The organism is Ensifer sp. GW101-20A05, assembly GCF_059424735.1.
The window spans coordinates 241,080-256,243 of the sequence record NZ_JBWKZT010000008.1; the positions used below are offsets into that span (position 1 = coordinate 241,080).

At 62.7% G+C, this 15,164-nt stretch carries 15 protein-coding genes; 5 read left to right on the top strand and 10 right to left on the bottom strand.

Translation table 11 applies throughout. The features are described 5' to 3' along the window. Positions 1–589 precede the first annotated feature (589 nt). Together AC070A_RS21050 and AC070A_RS21055 are read left to right on the top strand one after the other, a co-directional pair. Complete coding sequence (locus AC070A_RS21050) at positions 590–1,174, top strand: tyrosine phosphatase family protein (protein ID WP_492384316.1); 585 nt, start codon at positions 590–592, stop codon at positions 1,172–1,174. Positions 1,175–1,391: 217 nt separating this feature from the next. Beyond that, complete coding sequence (locus AC070A_RS21055) at positions 1,392–1,835, top strand: MEKHLA domain-containing protein (RefSeq protein WP_492384317.1); 444 nt, start codon at positions 1,392–1,394, stop codon at positions 1,833–1,835. A 14-nt stretch (positions 1,836–1,849) separates the two neighbouring features. Here AC070A_RS21055 and doeB read toward each other — a convergent pair whose 3' ends face one another. The 10 genes from doeB to ehuR form a co-directional block, all read right to left on the bottom strand. Further along, positions 1,850–2,860 (bottom strand): N(2)-acetyl-L-2,4-diaminobutanoate deacetylase DoeB, encoded by a 1,011-nt coding sequence (gene doeB, locus AC070A_RS21060; protein ID WP_492384318.1) that lies wholly within the window; start codon positions 2,858–2,860, stop codon positions 1,850–1,852. Positions 2,861–2,863: 3 nt separating this feature from the next. Continuing rightward, complete coding sequence (gene doeA / locus AC070A_RS21065; protein ID WP_492384319.1) at positions 2,864–4,045, bottom strand: ectoine hydrolase DoeA; 1,182 nt, start codon at positions 4,043–4,045, stop codon at positions 2,864–2,866. Between the two features lie 34 nt (positions 4,046–4,079). Continuing rightward, complete coding sequence (gene eutC, locus AC070A_RS21070; protein ID WP_492384320.1) at positions 4,080–5,072, bottom strand: ectoine utilization protein EutC; 993 nt, start codon at positions 5,070–5,072, stop codon at positions 4,080–4,082. After that, on the bottom strand, positions 5,069–6,070 hold the full coding sequence (eutB, locus tag AC070A_RS21075) for a hydroxyectoine utilization dehydratase EutB (protein ID WP_492384321.1): 1,002 nt from the start codon (positions 6,068–6,070) through the stop codon (positions 5,069–5,071). Before eutB ends, eutC begins: the two co-directional genes overlap by 4 nt. 3 nt (positions 6,071–6,073) lie before the next feature. Beyond that, a complete protein-coding gene (eutA, locus tag AC070A_RS21080) occupies positions 6,074–6,850 on the bottom strand; it encodes an ectoine utilization protein EutA (protein ID WP_113478310.1) in 777 nt (258 codons plus the stop codon). After that, on the bottom strand, positions 6,850–7,512 hold the full coding sequence (gene ehuD / locus AC070A_RS21085) for an ectoine/hydroxyectoine ABC transporter permease subunit EhuD (RefSeq protein WP_093234568.1): 663 nt from the start codon (positions 7,510–7,512) through the stop codon (positions 6,850–6,852). The genes eutA and ehuD overlap by 1 nt, the downstream gene beginning before the upstream one ends. A gap of 2 nt (positions 7,513–7,514) precedes the next feature. Continuing rightward, entirely contained in the window at positions 7,515–8,174 is a 660-nt protein-coding gene (ehuC, locus tag AC070A_RS21090) for an ectoine/hydroxyectoine ABC transporter permease subunit EhuC (RefSeq protein ID WP_492384322.1), read from the bottom strand. Positions 8,175–8,245: 71 nt separating this feature from the next. Continuing rightward, a complete protein-coding gene (gene ehuB, locus AC070A_RS21095; RefSeq protein WP_492384426.1) occupies positions 8,246–9,088 on the bottom strand; it encodes an ectoine/hydroxyectoine ABC transporter substrate-binding protein EhuB in 843 nt (280 codons plus the stop codon). Positions 9,089–9,160: 72 nt separating this feature from the next. Continuing rightward, the gene (gene ehuA, locus AC070A_RS21100; protein ID WP_113478311.1) at positions 9,161–9,946 is read right to left on the bottom strand and encodes an ectoine/hydroxyectoine ABC transporter ATP-binding protein EhuA; all 786 of its coding nucleotides are present in this window, start codon (positions 9,944–9,946) and stop codon (positions 9,161–9,163) included. Between the two features lie 122 nt (positions 9,947–10,068). Beyond that, complete coding sequence (gene ehuR / locus AC070A_RS21105) at positions 10,069–11,454, bottom strand: MocR-like ectoine utilization transcription factor EhuR (protein ID WP_492384323.1); 1,386 nt, start codon at positions 11,452–11,454, stop codon at positions 10,069–10,071. Between the two features lie 103 nt (positions 11,455–11,557). Between ehuR and AC070A_RS21110 the strand changes: the two genes are divergently transcribed. The 3 genes from AC070A_RS21110 to AC070A_RS21120 all read left to right on the top strand — a co-directional run bounded on the left by AC070A_RS21110 (position 11,558) and on the right by AC070A_RS21120 (position 15,075). Then, entirely contained in the window at positions 11,558–12,040 is a 483-nt protein-coding gene (locus tag AC070A_RS21110; RefSeq protein ID WP_093234572.1) for an Lrp/AsnC family transcriptional regulator, read from the top strand. A 118-nt stretch (positions 12,041–12,158) separates the two neighbouring features. Next, positions 12,159–13,655, top strand: coding sequence for an NAD-dependent succinate-semialdehyde dehydrogenase (locus tag AC070A_RS21115; protein WP_492384324.1), 1,497 nt, complete (start codon positions 12,159–12,161; stop codon positions 13,653–13,655). A 37-nt stretch (positions 13,656–13,692) separates the two neighbouring features. Continuing rightward, positions 13,693–15,075, top strand: a complete 1,383-nt coding sequence (locus tag AC070A_RS21120) for an aspartate aminotransferase family protein (RefSeq protein WP_492384325.1) — start codon at positions 13,693–13,695, stop codon at positions 15,073–15,075. The last annotated feature ends 89 nt before the right edge of the window (positions 15,076–15,164 follow it).

The following is a 15,164-nucleotide window of genomic DNA, read 5'->3' on the forward strand; positions in this document are numbered from 1 at the left end:
AGATGTGTTCAAGTCCTGTTGGCTGGAAGTTGCACTAGACACGGATCGTCGCGCAAAGGCGTCTCGAGATTGCAGCTATTCGGCGTCGTTTAATTCGGAAATCATTGCACATTCGATGACGGGTGCAACTGGTAACGCGCCAACTTCTAATTAAACCGGGCATTGAACGACGCCTTCCTTGTTGCGCGTAGAGCAGACCCCATCGCGGCGCCCCCCCAGTTGGTGGAGCGGCTGGAGAACGGCATCTTCCGGTATCGTGAATGTCCAACCTTGCAGATGGTTGCGGTCCCCCGCCTGACGGGAAAGGGCGTGGTTTTCGTGCTCTCCTTTTTGGGGCGCAAGAGTTACCCTGTTCTCGAATATCGAGATTGCCAAGAAGGCCGGCGCACGTATAGTTTCCATCTCTCCCGACGGCTTCGTCGTCGCCTCCCGCCGATGAAAACGTCATTCTCAACGCCTGCCGCACGTCGATCCACCCCTCATCGTGCCCATCTGCGGCACCCCGATGTATGATGCTCGACGTGCTTTTTGCCCTGCTCGTGCGCAATGCGGGCAGATGCTTCATGAAACCGATGCAAGGATAGTGGACATGGAAACGACCTTTTCTCCCGTGCTGACCGTTTGCGGTATCGAGGAACTTCCGGGGCAGAGCAGCCGAAACGTGACCCACGTTCTGTCGATCGTCGATCCGGAACTCCCGGAACTGGAAGCTTTCGGCGCCTATGGCGAGCACCACCGCACGACGCTGCGTTTCCACGATATCATTGCCGCGGTGCCGAACCGGGTGATGCCCCGCCCGGAACACGTGGAGGCCGTTCTTCGCTTCGGTACGGATTTCCTGATGCGGCAGGATCGGGAAGCCGCGAGCCATGTGCTGGTTCACTGCCATATGGGCGTATCGCGCTCGACGGCGGCCATGCTGACCCTCATGGCGCAGGCAAACCCGGATGAACCCGGCGAAAGCCTCTTTGCCCGCCTTGTCGCCATCCGCCCGCAAGCGTGGCCGAATTCCCAGATGATTGGCTTTGCCGACGAACAGCTCGGTCGCCGGGGTGATCTCACTGCGGCGCTTGGCCGCCACTATGGTCGGCAGATCAAGAGCCGCCCCGAGTTCACCGAATGGATGAGGACACTCGGCCGCGATGCCGAATTGCAGATGGCCATCCACGACTGACCGCCTAAGGCGCACGTAGTCTCGAGAAATCATCGGCAGAGGCGCTCAGCCTGGATATCGTAGAATTCTTCGCCGGGCGCCCGCCTTCAGGAACACCACGCGATCCAGGTGGCTGGCCGGAAACCAAGGGAGCAGCGACAGCGGACTCTCGCCTCCACCATGGCCGATGTCTGCAAGATGCGGCCAATGGCGACGACAGCAAAAAGGGAACGGCATGATGAGCGAGCGTGATGTCGAAGAGATTTCCGCACTGATGATCTCAAGCTTCCGCCAGTTGACGGGCAGAAGCTTAGGTGATCCTTCCGTGGACGGCAGGTGGCTCTATGAATCCGCCCCGTTCGCCTTGCTCGCACATGACCGGTCCGAGGATCCCCGTTTCATATACGCGAACAAGACGGCCCAGGCCTGTTTCGGATATTCTTGGGAGGAATTCATCGGTATGCCGTCGCGCCTTTCTGCCGAGGCGCCAGACCGCGAAGAAAGGCAGCGCCTTCTAGACGGCGTCTCTGCCAAGGGTTTCATCGACAACTATCGCGGCGTTCGGATCGCGAAATCCGGACGCCGGTTCTGGATCGAAGAGGCGACTGTCTGGCAGCTTGTGCGCTCCGACGGCGCCTGTGTCGGCCAGGCCGCAGTCTTTCACACCTGGAAGGACCAGTAGGCCCGCGCCAAGGGTCATTTCGTCACAATGGTCGCGAGAACGCTGACGCAGTCGCCGGATTTGACGAGGCCGGGGAAATGACGGGCGACGAGGATTCCGTCCATCTTCGCTCGCACGTCCAGCGGGTCAGCACCCGTGCGGCCGACGGGATAGACACGGGCGACAATCTGCCCGCTCTTCACAGCATCGCCGAGATCCACGAATGGCTCGATAAGACCTCCGTCCTCGGCGAAGCAAAAGCAGTTGCCGTCCGGCATGTTCAGCCACGTGGTTTCCACGCCCTCGACCGTGCCCTTCAGGATACCTGCCGCTCTCAGCACGTTGGCAACGCCCGTCTTGGCGATGGCGGCGCTTCTGGCCGTGGCCGTCCCGCCGCCGCCGAGTTCAGTCGTGATGAAGACCTTGCCCATCTCTTCGGCAGCCGTATCATACATCCCGACCGCATCGATCTCGAGCATCTTCATCGACCATGGGGCGCCGAAAGCACTGACGAGGTCGAAGGCTTTTGTCTCCTGCGCCTTGTCGGGCAGAATGTGAGCGGCGCAGAAGGGCAAGAAATCGAGCGTCTTTCCGCCGGAATGGAAGTCGAGCACGATATCTGCGAGCGGCAGCAGGGTGCGCTGGAAATAATCGGCGATCTTCTGAGTAACCGTGCCATCCGGCGCCCCCGGAAAGCTGCGATTCATATTGCCCTTGTCGATGGGCGAGGTGCGCGTGCCGGCGAGGAAGGCAGGATAGTTCATCGCCGGCACGATGATGACGCGGCCGGTAACGTCTTCAGCCTTCAGGCCGCGGGCAAGATCGAAGAGCGCGATGGGCCCCTCATATTCGTCGCCGTGGTTGCCGCCGGTGAGAAGGGCCGTCGGCCCCCCCCCATTCTTGACGACCGTCAGCGGGATCATCACCGAGCCCCAGGCGGAGTCGTCGCGGCTGTGAGGCAGACGCAGGAAGCCGTGCTGAACGCCATCGGCTGAAAAATCGACCGTGGGGTTGATCGGCGAAGGACGAAGCGTTGCTTGACGCATGGCTCAATCCTTCACGAGCAGCTTGCGCGGCACGTTGGCGAGGCACTCGACACCGGTCTCGGTGATCAAGATGCTTTCCGTGGTCTCGAAGCCCATGTCCTCGAGCCAGAGGCCCGTCATGAAGTGGAAGGTCATGCCCGGCTTCAGTTCGCTGCGGTCGCCGGGACGCAGGCTCATCGTGCGCTCGCCCCAATCCGGCGGATAGGAAACGCCGATGCCGTAGCCGGTGCGGTTGTCTTTCACGATGCCGTATTTCTTGAGCACGCCGAAAAAGGCGTTGGCGATATCCTCGCAGGTGTTGCCGGGCCGCGCCTTTTCGAGGCCCGCTTCCATGCCTTCCAGCGTTGCCTTCTCGGCGTCGATAAAGGCCTGTGTCGGCTTGCCGAGGAAGACAGTGCGCGACAGCGGCACATGGTAACGGTTGTAGCATCCGGCAATCTCGAAGAAGGTGCCCTCGCCGGATTTCATCGGCCGGTCGTCCCAGGTCAGGTGCGGCGCGGAAGCCTCCACGCCCGAAGGCAACAGCGGCACGATTGCCGGATAGTCGCCGCCGATGCCGTCGACGCCGCGGGTACCGGCATCGTAGATTTCGGCGACAAGATCGCATTTGCGCATGCCAACCTCGATCTTGTCGAAGATGCGCTGATGCATCTTTTCGACGATCTTTGCGGCGTTGCGCATGTAGCCGATTTCCGCCTCGCTTTTCGCCGCGCGCTGCCAGTTGACGAGCGCGGTTGCATCGACAAAGCGAGCGTTCGGCAGATGCTTCACGAGCGAGGCGAAGGCGGCAGCCGAGAACCAGTAATTATCCATTTCCACGCCGACCGTCAGCCTGTCGAGGCCGCGTTCGGCGAGCTTGGCCGAGAGATAGTCCATCGGGTGGCGCTCCGTGGACTGCACATAATGGTCCGGATAGCCGATGATGTTCTCGTGCTTCAGAAAGGCTGTGAATTTGGCGCCGTTGGCATCCTGCCCGCGACCGTACCAGATCGGCTCGCCCGATGGGGGCACGACGACGCATTGGTGCACGTAGAAGGACCAGCCGTCATAGCCCGTCAGCCAGTTCATGTTCGAGGGATCGCTGACGATCAGCACGTCAATCCTCTTGGATTCCATGGCATTGCGCGTTTTTTGAAGGCGCGTTTCATACTCCGGAAGTGAGAACTTCAGGTTCGCTTGTTTCATCGGTTTTTCCTCTATACCCGGCGAAAAGCCGGTCTCAACTCTCGAAGATCGTGCCGGTGCCCACCACTGCCGCGCGGGCGGCAGCAAGCGTTGCGATGGCCGTGTCCTGAATGCCCGTGCCGGTCAGGTCCGCCACGGTTATGTCGTCGGGGCCGCTGCGACCCGGCTTGCGCCCGGCGATGATCTCGCCGAGTTCGGGGAAGATCGCGCTCTCCGTCACGAGGCCCACCTCGATGGCATGGTGCAGCTCGCCGAGCCTGCGCGTCTGTTTCAGGCTGTCGGCGACATAGAGGCTGGCGCCGGTTATGATGGCAGGTTCGATCTCGTTCTTGTGCTCCGCGTCCGACCCCATGGCCGTGATGTGCTGGCCAAGCTTAAGCCAATTGGCCCGAAGCACCGGCGTTTCGGAAGGCGTCGTGGTGACGATGATATCGGCGCCGTCGACTACCGCCCGACCATCCGCGTCCGCGCGGACCGGAAAGCCGAGCCCTTCCGTCAGCTCCGCTGCAGCGGCTTCGGCCTTTGCGGCGTCCCTCGCCCAGATGCGCGCCTCGCGGATCGGCCGCACGAGGCGCAAGGCTTCAAGCTGCAGCCTTGCCTGCATGCCGGCGCCGAAGATGGCGGCAACCGCGGCATCCGGGCGCGAAAGATGTCGAGCCGCAACGGCGCCGGCCGCCGCCGTGCGCACATCCGTCAGATAGCCGTTGTCGAGCAGCACCGCCTGCACCAGGCCGGTCTTCGTCGAAAGCAGCACCATCAGGCCGTTGGTGCTCGGCAGGCCGAGCTTCGGATTGTCGAAGAAGCCCGGGCTGATCTTGATGGCGAAACCGTCAAGACCCGGGACATAGGCCGTCTTCACGTCCACCTCGCCTCGCTCTTCGGGCATGTCGAGCCTGAGGATGGGCGGCATGGAGACCGCCTTGGTGGCGAGCGCATGAAACGCATCCTCGACGCAGGCGATGGCATCGAGATCGAGCGGAACGATCCGCCTGAGTTCCGCCTCGGTAAGGATCTTCATTGTGGTCATGCCGCTGCCTCTGCAAACGGGTCGGTCCCGCCATTGATGACGCGCCGGTGGAGGTCCATGTCGACGTTTCGACCGGAGAGGATCACCGCCACCGGCCCGCCCAGTTGGCCAAAGCGACCGGAAAGCAGGGCAGCAATGCCGACGGCTCCTGCCCCCTCGATCACCTCGCGCTCCTCGGCATAGGCATGCCGCATGCCGGCGGCGATCTCCGCTTCCGAAAGCAGGATGATGTCGTCCAGCAGCACCCGGCACATTTCGAAGGTCACGCCGTTGTCGAGGCCGACGCCGCCGCCGAGGGAATCGGCAAGGCTTGCCACCTCTTCGACTTGCACCGGCCGCCCGGCGTCAAGACTCGCCTTCATCGCCGCGCCCCGATCCATGGTAAGGCCGATGACGCGGGTTTTCGGGGAGCGTCCTTTCACCGCCGCGGCGACACCGGCTGCGAGCCCGCCGCCGGAGAGCGGCACAAGCACTGTCGCCACATCCGCCATAGCCTCAACGATCTCCAGGCCGAGTGTGCCCTGGCCGGCAACGACCGCCCGGTTGTCGAAGGGCGCCACCATGACGAGACCGTCTTTTGCCACCAGCCGATCTACCTCGAGCTGCGCCTCATCCTGCGATCTGCCGACGATGCGGACATCGGCGCCAAGCCGGCGGATTTCCGACACCTTGTTGTCGGGCACGAGCCTGGACATGCAGATCGTCGCAACCGATCCTTCGGCCTTGGCGGCATGGGCAAGCGCCCGGCCGTGGTTGCCGGTCGAGGCGGCAACGACACCTCTTGCCCGCTCTTCGGGGTTCAAAGAAAGCACAGCGTTCGTGGCGCCGCGCAGCTTGAAGCTCCCGGTCGTCTGGTGGTGTTCGAGCTTGAGACCGACAGCCACCCCGCAGCGTTCGGAGAGCGAAGATGAAGGCACCAAGGGTGTGTGCAGCACCCGGCCCTCGATGCGTCGAACCGCCTTTTCGATATCCGCCAATGTCACGGGAAGGTTCGGCATGAGCTACTGGTCCGAATAGGCGAGCGTCATGAGACGGCCGAGACCCGGCCGCGCCGTCTCATCGCCGCAGAGGCGCAGACAGGCCCAGGCGGTGGCAACGTTGCTGGTGACGACCGGCCTGCCGATGGCGGCCTCGATCTCAGCCGCCACGCCCGCCGCCCGCACCGCCGTGCAGGAGATGAAGAGCGCGTCGCTATCGGGCGCAGTCGCTTGTCTCGCGAAGGTTACGATTTCGTCCGGAGAAATGCGCGCCATCTCCCGGTCGTCAGTGAGGCCGAGGCAGGTGAAGCGGGCGATCTCGAAGCCCCGCGCCAGGAAATAGTCGGCCATCGGCTTGCTGGTTTCGATGGTATAGGGCGTCAACACGGAAATCCGCTTCGCGCCGAATGCCTTGAGGCCTGAGGCGGCAGCGGCAGTAGGCGTGACGACGGCAGCGCTCGGCTTGGCGGCGCGCACGGCCGCCTTCACTTCGGCGTCACCGATGATGACGGAGGCGGAGGTGCAGGAATACATGACGACATCGAGAGGCTCGTCCGGCAGGATGAGCGCCGCCCCTGATGTCAGGGACGGCTGCATGGCACGCAGGTTCTCCGGCGTCACCGGATTGGCATAGGGAATGCGGGTCGCATAGACACCGATCCGCTCGCTCGCCACCATGCGCTGGAAGTCCACTTCGGTCGTGTGATCGGTCGCAAGGATGATCAGGCCGATGCGTTTGTCCATCGGACGGTCGTCCAGTTTGGGTGCACGTGAGGCAAGTATAAGGTCGAACGTCTGCATCAGCGTTCCTCCACCCGTGCGTAACGTTCCTCCAGCCAGCGCAGGAAGACGACAGAAATCAGGCTCATGATCAGGAAGAAGACGCCGACCAGCGTCATCGGCTCGATATAGCGATAGCTGCTGTTGGCGACGCTTTTCGCCTGGTTCATCAACTCGAGCACGGTGATGGCGGAGAGCAGCGGCGTCTCCTTGAACATCGCGATCAGATAGTTGGCGAGCGCCGGGATCATCGGCGGGATCGCCTGCGGCAGGATCACATGGATCCAGGTCTGGCGGCCGGTGAGGTTCGTCGCTTTCGCCGCCTCCCATTGGCCGCGCGGCACATTCTCGATGCCGGCACGATAGACCTCCGCCGCATAGGTACCATAGTGCAGCCCAAGGCCGATGATGCCCGCTAGCATTGCCGGAAGGCGAATGCCGATGTCCGGCAGGACGTAGAAGATGAAATAGAGCTGGACGAGCAGCGGCGTGCCGCGAATGAACTCGACGATGAAGGCTGTGGCCCGCGCGATCGGCTTCGGCGCAGTCATGCGCAGGATGGCAAAGACCAGGCCGATGACGGCGGCGAGTGCTGCGCCGAACACGGTCGCCAGAATGGTGATCTTCAGGCCCTCGATGAGGGTCGGCATGATTTCCCAGACGAAATTCCAGTCCCATTCCATCGTCAGGTCCTCACGCCATCAAGGCCGCGCGTTACCCGGCGTTCCAGCCAGCGCATGCCATGGGAGATGGCGAGCGCCATCAGGAAGTAGAGCACGAGGATCGTTGCAAAAGGAACGAGCGTGCTGCCGGTCTGGGCCCGCACCACCTGCGCCTGGAAGGTCATATCGGTGAGCGAGATTAGCGAGACGACGGCGGTGCCCTTCAAAAGTTCGATCGCGTTGTTGCAGAAGGTCGGAAGCATGAGCGGCAGTGCCTGGGGCAGGATGACGTAACGCATCGACTGATAGCGGGAGAGATTGAGAGCGATGCAGGCCTCGCGTTGCTCGCGGCCGATCGCCTTGACCGCACCGCGCACGACTTCGGCTCCATAGGCTCCGACATTCAACCCCAGAGCCAGGACGCCGGCTTGGAGCGGCGACAGCGTGAGGCCGGCAAGCGGCAGCACGAAATAGACCCAGAAGAGCTGAACGAAGATCGAGGTGCCGCGGAAGAATTCGATATAGGTAGTGGCGAGGGCGCGAACCGCCAGGAAGCCGCTGACCCGCCCGAGGCCGGCGACGAACGCCATGACGAGAGCGAGCACGGAGCCGAGCACGGTGAGCTCAAGCGTCACGAGCGCGCCTTGCAGGATCAGCCCTATGTAACCGGACCAGTCGGTCATCGTTCTTCCATATACGAGCGAGAGATGACTGCCTCTCCCCGGGTCGGGGAGAGGCCGATTTGGATCAGCGCTTACTTGGCGGCGCAGAGCTTTTCGCGCGTCGTCGACATCGCGGCGGCGGCAGAGAAACCGTAGGGCTCGATGATCTTGGCGAACTCGCCCGACTGCTTGAGCTTTGCGAGTTCGACGTCGAAGGCATCGCGCAAGGCTTCCTCCCCCTTCTTGAAGGCCGCGCCGTCGCAATAGACTGGAGCGCCTTCAACCGGCGCCACGACTTCGACGCCGGGATCGTTCGCCTTGGCGACAAGATCGTTGATCGAAAGTACCGGCAAAGAATAGACGTCAATACGGCCGTCCTGCAGCATCTTCAGGCCGCTCTGGCCGTCCGGCACGACAATGACGCGATCGCGCGGCACGCCGGCCTCAAGCGCAAGCTTCTCTTCCGTGCCGCCACCCGGGGCGCCGATCTTGGCGTCCGGATTGTCGGCGATATCCTTGTAGCTCTTGAGCTTCAGCGGATTACCCTTTTTCAGTGCGAAGGCTTCGGCGTCACAGAGGATCGGCTCGGAATAGGCGACGGCACTGCAGCGCTCCGGCTTCATGAAAAGGCCGGCGGTGATGACATCGTGGCGGCCGGCCTGAAGACCCGGGATCATCGCGCCATATTCCGAAATCGACGCCACGATGTCTTCAACGCCAAGGCGCTTGAAGACTTCGCGCGCCACATCCGGTGCTGCGCCGGAAACCTTGCCGTCGGCGGCGACCGCGGTGAAGGGCGGTTCGTTGGCGATGGCGACACGGGCGAACCCCTGTTCCTTCAGCTCCTCAAGTTTGCCGTCGGCCCAAGCCGGTGCTGCGGCAACGGCTGCCGTCAGGGCGCCCGCGCTGGCGGCCATGGTCAATAACGTCCTCATGCTCATTGTTCCGAACTCCTCTGGCTGTCCCTGGTTGTTGTTTGGAGCCTTGTTTCCGGGCGGCAGAGCCACTCAGACGCGGTGCCCTGCCGCGATGATCTTGCGCAGGAAGGTCTGTGTGCGTTCCTGCTTGGGATTGCGGAATATCTCGTCCGGCCTGCCTTCCTCGACGATCTTGCCGCGGTCGAAGAAGAGGATGCGATCGGCAAAATCGTGGGCGAAGCCCATCTCATGGGTGACGAGCAGCATGGTCATGTCGGTTTCGACAGCGAGCTTGCGCATGACGTTCAGCACTTCTTCGACCAATTCCGGGTCGAGCGCGGAGGTCACTTCGTCGAACAGCATGATCTTTGGCGAGAGCGCGAGCGCGCGGGCAATCGCCACGCGCTGCTTCTGTCCGCCGGACAATTGCGCCGGCATGTTCTTCGCCTTGTCGGCCATGCCCACCATGTCGAGAAGCTCCATCGCCCGCTTCTCGGCCGCCGCCTTTGCGACGCCTTTCGTCAGCCTCGGCGCCAGCGTGACATTGTCGAGTACGCATTTGTGCGGGAACAGGTTGAAGTGCTGGAAGACCATGCCGATCTTCTCGCGCATCTTGTGCAGATGACGGTCGTCGGCCGGCGCGAGACTACCGTTCTTCGGCATGTGGTAGAGCTGATCGCCGTCGACTTCGATATGGCCGCCGCTGATCGCCTCGAGCGTCATGAGAATACGCAGGATCGTCGTCTTGCCCGAGCCGGAGGGGCCGATAAGCGCCAGCTTTTCGCCAGGCAGCACGTCCATCGACAGACCGTCGAGTACGGTCAGCGGACCGTAGCGTTTGGTGATGTTGTCAATGCGGATGATCGGCGCTGCCATGCATGTCTCTCCCTATTGAGACAAGTGATGGCGCAACGATGCGCGGCTATCAAAATCATGTCAATCCGAATAATAATATCAGTACAATTATTGCTGCGCTGCCCAATTGGCGAGCAATTCTTTCAAATCGCGAGCAGCAGCGCTTCCGGATTTCCGCTGGCCAGCGAGGCGAGGATGCCGAGGCCCGTGCGGAGTTCCTGCTCGGTCGTCGAGCCCAGGGAGATGCGCACCGCCGGCTGCCAGCCTTGCTCCGCAGTGCGGAAGGAAGAACCAGGCGCAATCGCAACGCCGCGCAGGCGAGCCTGAGAAACAAAACCTTCTTCCGTATGTCCTTCCGGCAGCGGCAGCCAGACATGCAGGCTCTGTGGATGGGCGCAGTAAGGCAAGCCTGCGAGCGCCTCCTGCGCGATCGCGTGGCGAACGCCAAGGGCGCGTCGCTGCCAGTTGACGAGTTCCATCGCCGTGCCGTCGCTGACCCAGAGCGTCGCGATCTCCGCGATCGAAGGCGTCGCCATCCAGTTGGTGACAAGATGGCGGTTGGCGACAGCCGCGACATAGCGGTCCGGCGCGGCCAAATAGCCGATCCGCAGGCCCGGCACCGTGATCTTGGTGAAACTGGTGACGTACAGCGTGCGCTCCGGCGCATAGGCCGCAATCGGCGGCGCCCTGTCCTCCACCAGCGGTCCCAGGATGTCATTCTCGATGATCGCGATATCGTGGCGCCGCGCGACTTCGGCAAGCACCTGCCGGCGCTCTGGCCCCATCAACGCCGCAGTCGGGTTGATCACTGAAGGCTGCAGGAAGACGGCGCGGATGACGCCGGTACGGCAAGCCTCATCGAGGGCTTCCGGGACCATTCCTTCGCGGTCGATCGGCAAACCTTCAAGATGAAGGCCGAGATAGGTGGAGAGCGGCACCAGCGTGTGGTGGCTGATCGCCTCCGTCGCGATGGTGGAACCGGGCGGAGCGACGCTCATCAGCGCCACGGTCATGCCCGAGGTGGCGCCGTTCGTCAGGCTGATATTGAGCGGCGACACATCAAGGCCGCAGCGCCCCAGCCATTCGGCGGCGACGTTGCGATGGCGCGGGAAAACCATGTTCGGCCGGAAGGAAAGCGCCGAACTCGATGGCAGGTTCTCCGCCAGCCACCCAAAAGCCTCGCGCATGCGCTCCAAGTGCAACTGGTCGCAGACAGGCTTCAGGATCGAGAGATCGACCAATTCACCAAGACGCTCCGGCAGGTAGGGTGGCTCAGGCTCCTTCGGCCTTGTCTGCACGAAAGACCCGCGCCCGATCTCGCCGGAAATCAGCCCGCGCCGGATCAGTTCGTCATAGGCACGGCTGACGGTTTGCACGGAGAGTTTCAGGTTGTCGGCGAGCTTGCGATGGGGCAAGAGACGCGTCCCGTTCGGCAAATGGCCTTCCTGAATGGCGCGGGCGATCTGCTCGGCGAGGGAGAGATAGGCCGGCCGGCGCAATTGGGATATGTCGGGTCGCCAATTTGTCATGATTTCAACAGTGCTCAAAATCAGTTCAATTGACAACGCCAAAATGGTTTCCCATTGTCTTTTCCTCCACTTTGACACGATCTGCGCCCGGAGGGCGGCCCTCATGAAGCTCGACGCCATCGACTTGCGCATCCTGGAAGCGATCCAGGAAAACGGGCGCATCACCAAGCTGGCGCTGGCGGAAAAAGCGGGCCTTTCGCCGACCCCCTGCTGGCTGCGCCTGCGCAAGCTTGAGAAGGCGGGCATCGTCACGGGCTATCACGCGCGTGTTGCCGTGCGACGCTTGGCACCGGTCGCCAGCGTAATGATGGAAGTGACGCTCGCCAATCATCGCCAGGCGGATTTCGAACGCTTCGAGCGGGCGGTTGCTACAACGCCCGAAATCGTCGCCTGCTGGTCGGTCGGCGGCGGCGTCGATTACATCCTGAAGTTCATGGCGCCCGATATCGATGCCTACCAGCGCCTTGTCGACAGCCTGCTCGACCGCGAACTCGGCATCGACCGCTATTTCACCTACATCGTCACCAAGACAGTGAAGGAGGAGACCGTGCTGCCGCTCGAGACGCTGCTTCCTGCCTCCGAATAGAGAGATTGTCTACGGTCAGCGTTGCCTTTGGACAATGTCTCTGGTGCCGGCGCCGGCAATAGACAATCTGTCGCCCGCTCTCTGGCAGACTTCCTCCAGACAACCCGAGGAGGCCGCCATGACCGCCGTATTTGCCCGCACGACCTTTCACGACGCCCTCGCCCGCCTTGCCGATCCGCACCTGCTCAGGGAACTCGCCTATGTCGGCGGCCGCTGGATTTCCGGCCATCACGGTGCCGGTTTCAAGGTTACGGATCCCGCCTCGTCGGCGACGCTCGCCTGGGTCGCCGCTCTTGATGCCGAACAGACCGGGGAGGCCATCTCGGCCGCGAGCGACGCGCTGCCCGCCTGGCGCAGCATGCTGCCGCAACAGCGCGCCGCGATCCTGCGCAAGTGGCATGACCTGATGCTGGAGGCCCGGGAAGATCTTGCGCTGCTGATGACGCTGGAACAGGGCAAACCGCTTGCTGAGTCGCGCGGCGAAATCGACTACGCCGCCTCTTTCATCGAATGGTATGCCGAGGAAGGAAGGCGCCTCAACGCCGAAAGCGTCACCAGCCATCTTACCGGAGCCGAGATGATCGTGCGCCGCGAGCCCCTCGGCGTCGTCGGCATCGTGACGCCATGGAATTTCCCCTCCGCCATGATCACCCGCAAGGCCGCGGCAGCCCTTGCCGCCGGCTGCACCGTCGTTGCACATCCCTCCAGCGAGACGCCGCTTTCAGCGCTTGCACTTGCCGAACTCGGCGAGCGGGCCGGCCTGCCCTCAGGTATTTTCAACGTGGTGACAGGGAACGCCGCCAAAATTGTCGGCCGCATGACTGCCGATAAGCGCATCCGCGCCATGAGCTTCACCGGGTCGACGGAGATCGGCAAGCTGATTGCCGGCCAGTGCACTCAGACCATGAAGCGGCTGGTCATGGAACTCGGCGGCCATGCGCCGCTGATCATCTTCGCCGATGCGGACGTGGAGAAGGCAGCCGATATCGCAATCGCCGCCAAGTTCGCGACCTCTGGCCAGGATTGCCTCGCTGCCAATCGCATCTATGTCGAGCGGCCGATCCTCAGGGCCTTTGAGGAGGCCTTTGCCGCTCGGATCGCGCGCTTGAAGGTCGGCGTCGGGCTCGACTGCGACAGCGAAATCGGGCCGCTGATGCACGAACGAGCGATCGCCAAGGTTGAAGACCAGGTTGCGGACGCTTTGCGGCATGGCGCCAAACTTGCAGTCGGCGGACGACGCCACCTCGCCGGGCCACTTTTCTTTGAGCCCACGCTCCTGACCGACGTGCCCGACGAGGCACTGATCATGCGCGAGGAGACATTCGGTCCGGTGGCGGCCGTCACGGCCTTCGACAACGAGGACGAAGTGATCGCCCGTGCCAACGACACCGAATATGGCCTCGTCGCCTATGTTGTCACCGAGAACGGGGCGCGCCAGATGCGTCTTGGACGCGCGCTTGAGTACGGCATGGTCGCGATCAATCGCGTGAAGATCACCGGCGGACCCATCCCTTTCGGAGGCTGGAAGCAGTCGGGCCTTGGCCGCGAAGGTTCCCGCCACGGCATCGAAGCCTTCACGGAACTCAAATATCTCTGCATCGACACGGCCGCCTGAGGGCGGGCGCCAGATTTCATACGCGAAAGGAAAGACCATGCTCGAGAAAAGCAACGAACTGAGCGCCTGGGACCGTGATCACTTCTTCCACCCGTCTACGCATATGGGCATGCATGCCCGCGGCGAGACGCCGACCCGGGTCATCGGCGGCGGCGAAGGCGTCTACATTACCGATACCCACGGCAACACCAGCCTCGACGCATTTGCCGGCCTCTACTGCGTCAATGTCGGCTACGGCCGGCAAAAAATCGCCGACGCGATCGCCGAGCAGGCCAAGAACCTCGCTTACTACCACGCCTATGTCGGGCACGGCACGGAAGCCTCGATCAGGCTGTCCAAGATGATCATCGATCGCACGCCTCAGGGCATGAGCCGTGTCTACTTCGGTCTTTCAGGCTCGGATGCCAATGAAACCAACATCAAGCTGATCTGGTACTACAACAACATCCTCGGCCGGCCGGAAAAGAAGAAGATCATCTCACGCTGGCGCGGCTATCATGGTTCCGGCGTCATGACGGGCTCGCTGACCGGCTTGCATCTCTTCCACAACGCTTTCGACCTGCCGCGCGCGCCGATCCTGCACACGGAAGCGCCCTACTTCTTCCGCCGCCCGGACCGGTCGATGGATGAAGAGCAGTTCTCGCAACATTGCACCGACAAGCTCGAAGAGATGATCCTGGCCGAAGGACCGGAGACGATCGCCGCCTTCATCGGCGAGCCGATTCTCGGTACCGGCGGCATCGTGCCGCCGCCGAAGGGCTACTGGCAGAAGATCCAGGCTGTGCTCGAAAAATACGACATCCTGCTCGTCGCCGACGAGGTCGTCACCGGCTTTGGCCGTCTCGGCACGATGTTCGGCTCCGACCATTACGGCATGAAGCCCGACCTCATCACCATTGCCAAGGGCCTGACCTCTGCCTATGCGCCGCTTTCCGGCACGATCGTCTCCGACAAGATGTGGCAGGTGCTGGTGCAGGGTTCTGACGAGCTGGGCGCGATCGGCCATGGCTGGACCTATTCCGCCCATCCGATCTGCGCGGCCGCGGGCGTTGCCAATCTCGAACTGATCGACGAGCTGGACCTTGTCGAGAACGCCGGCGTAACCGGCGCCTATTTCCGCTCGGAACTGGCGAAAGCGCTTGCCGACCACAAGCATGTCGGCGAGGTGCGTGGCGACGGATTGATGGCGGCGGTCGAGTTCGTCGAGGACAAGGACGACCGGGCCTTCTTCGACCCGGCAAAAAAGGTCGGCCCACAGATCGCCGTCGCCCTCCTGGAACGCGGCGTCATCGGCCGCGCCATGCCCCAAGGCGACATCCTCGGCTTCGCGCCGCCCCTCTGCCTGACGAAGGAAGAGGCAGACATCGTCGTGAACGCCGCCTCAGGCGCCATCACCTCCGTTCTCGGTTCGGGAAAGTGACGCCGGCCGACACGCAAGGATGACTAACGCGAGCGAGGAGGAAGTGGACGCAATAGCTTCCTCCTGGCTGCCCGGCCGCGGTTTGCGGC

Coding starts and splice junctions, on each gene's coding strand:
- AC070A_RS21050 (WP_492384316.1), top strand. CDS start 590: ATGGAAACGACCTTTTCTCCCGTGCTGACCGTTTGCGGTATCGAGGAA.
- AC070A_RS21055 (WP_492384317.1), top strand. CDS start 1,392: ATGAGCGAGCGTGATGTCGAAGAGATTTCCGCACTGATGATCTCAAGC.
- doeB (WP_492384318.1), bottom strand. CDS start 2,860: ATGCGTCAAGCAACGCTTCGTCCTTCGCCGATCAACCCCACGGTCGAT.
- doeA (WP_492384319.1), bottom strand. CDS start 4,045: ATGAAACAAGCGAACCTGAAGTTCTCACTTCCGGAGTATGAAACGCGC.
- eutC (WP_492384320.1), bottom strand. CDS start 5,072: ATGACCACAATGAAGATCCTTACCGAGGCGGAACTCAGGCGGATCGTT.
- eutB (WP_492384321.1), bottom strand. CDS start 6,070: ATGCCGAACCTTCCCGTGACATTGGCGGATATCGAAAAGGCGGTTCGA.
- eutA (WP_113478310.1), bottom strand. CDS start 6,850: ATGCAGACGTTCGACCTTATACTTGCCTCACGTGCACCCAAACTGGAC.
- ehuD (WP_093234568.1), bottom strand. CDS start 7,512: ATGGAATGGGACTGGAATTTCGTCTGGGAAATCATGCCGACCCTCATC.
- ehuC (WP_492384322.1), bottom strand. CDS start 8,174: ATGACCGACTGGTCCGGTTACATAGGGCTGATCCTGCAAGGCGCGCTC.
- ehuB (WP_492384426.1), bottom strand. CDS start 9,088: ATGAGGACGTTATTGACCATGGCCGCCAGCGCGGGCGCCCTGACGGCA.
- ehuA (WP_113478311.1), bottom strand. CDS start 9,946: ATGGCAGCGCCGATCATCCGCATTGACAACATCACCAAACGCTACGGT.
- ehuR (WP_492384323.1), bottom strand. CDS start 11,454: ATGACAAATTGGCGACCCGACATATCCCAATTGCGCCGGCCGGCCTAT.
- AC070A_RS21110 (WP_093234572.1), top strand. CDS start 11,558: ATGAAGCTCGACGCCATCGACTTGCGCATCCTGGAAGCGATCCAGGAA.
- AC070A_RS21115 (WP_492384324.1), top strand. CDS start 12,159: ATGACCGCCGTATTTGCCCGCACGACCTTTCACGACGCCCTCGCCCGC.
- AC070A_RS21120 (WP_492384325.1), top strand. CDS start 13,693: ATGCTCGAGAAAAGCAACGAACTGAGCGCCTGGGACCGTGATCACTTC.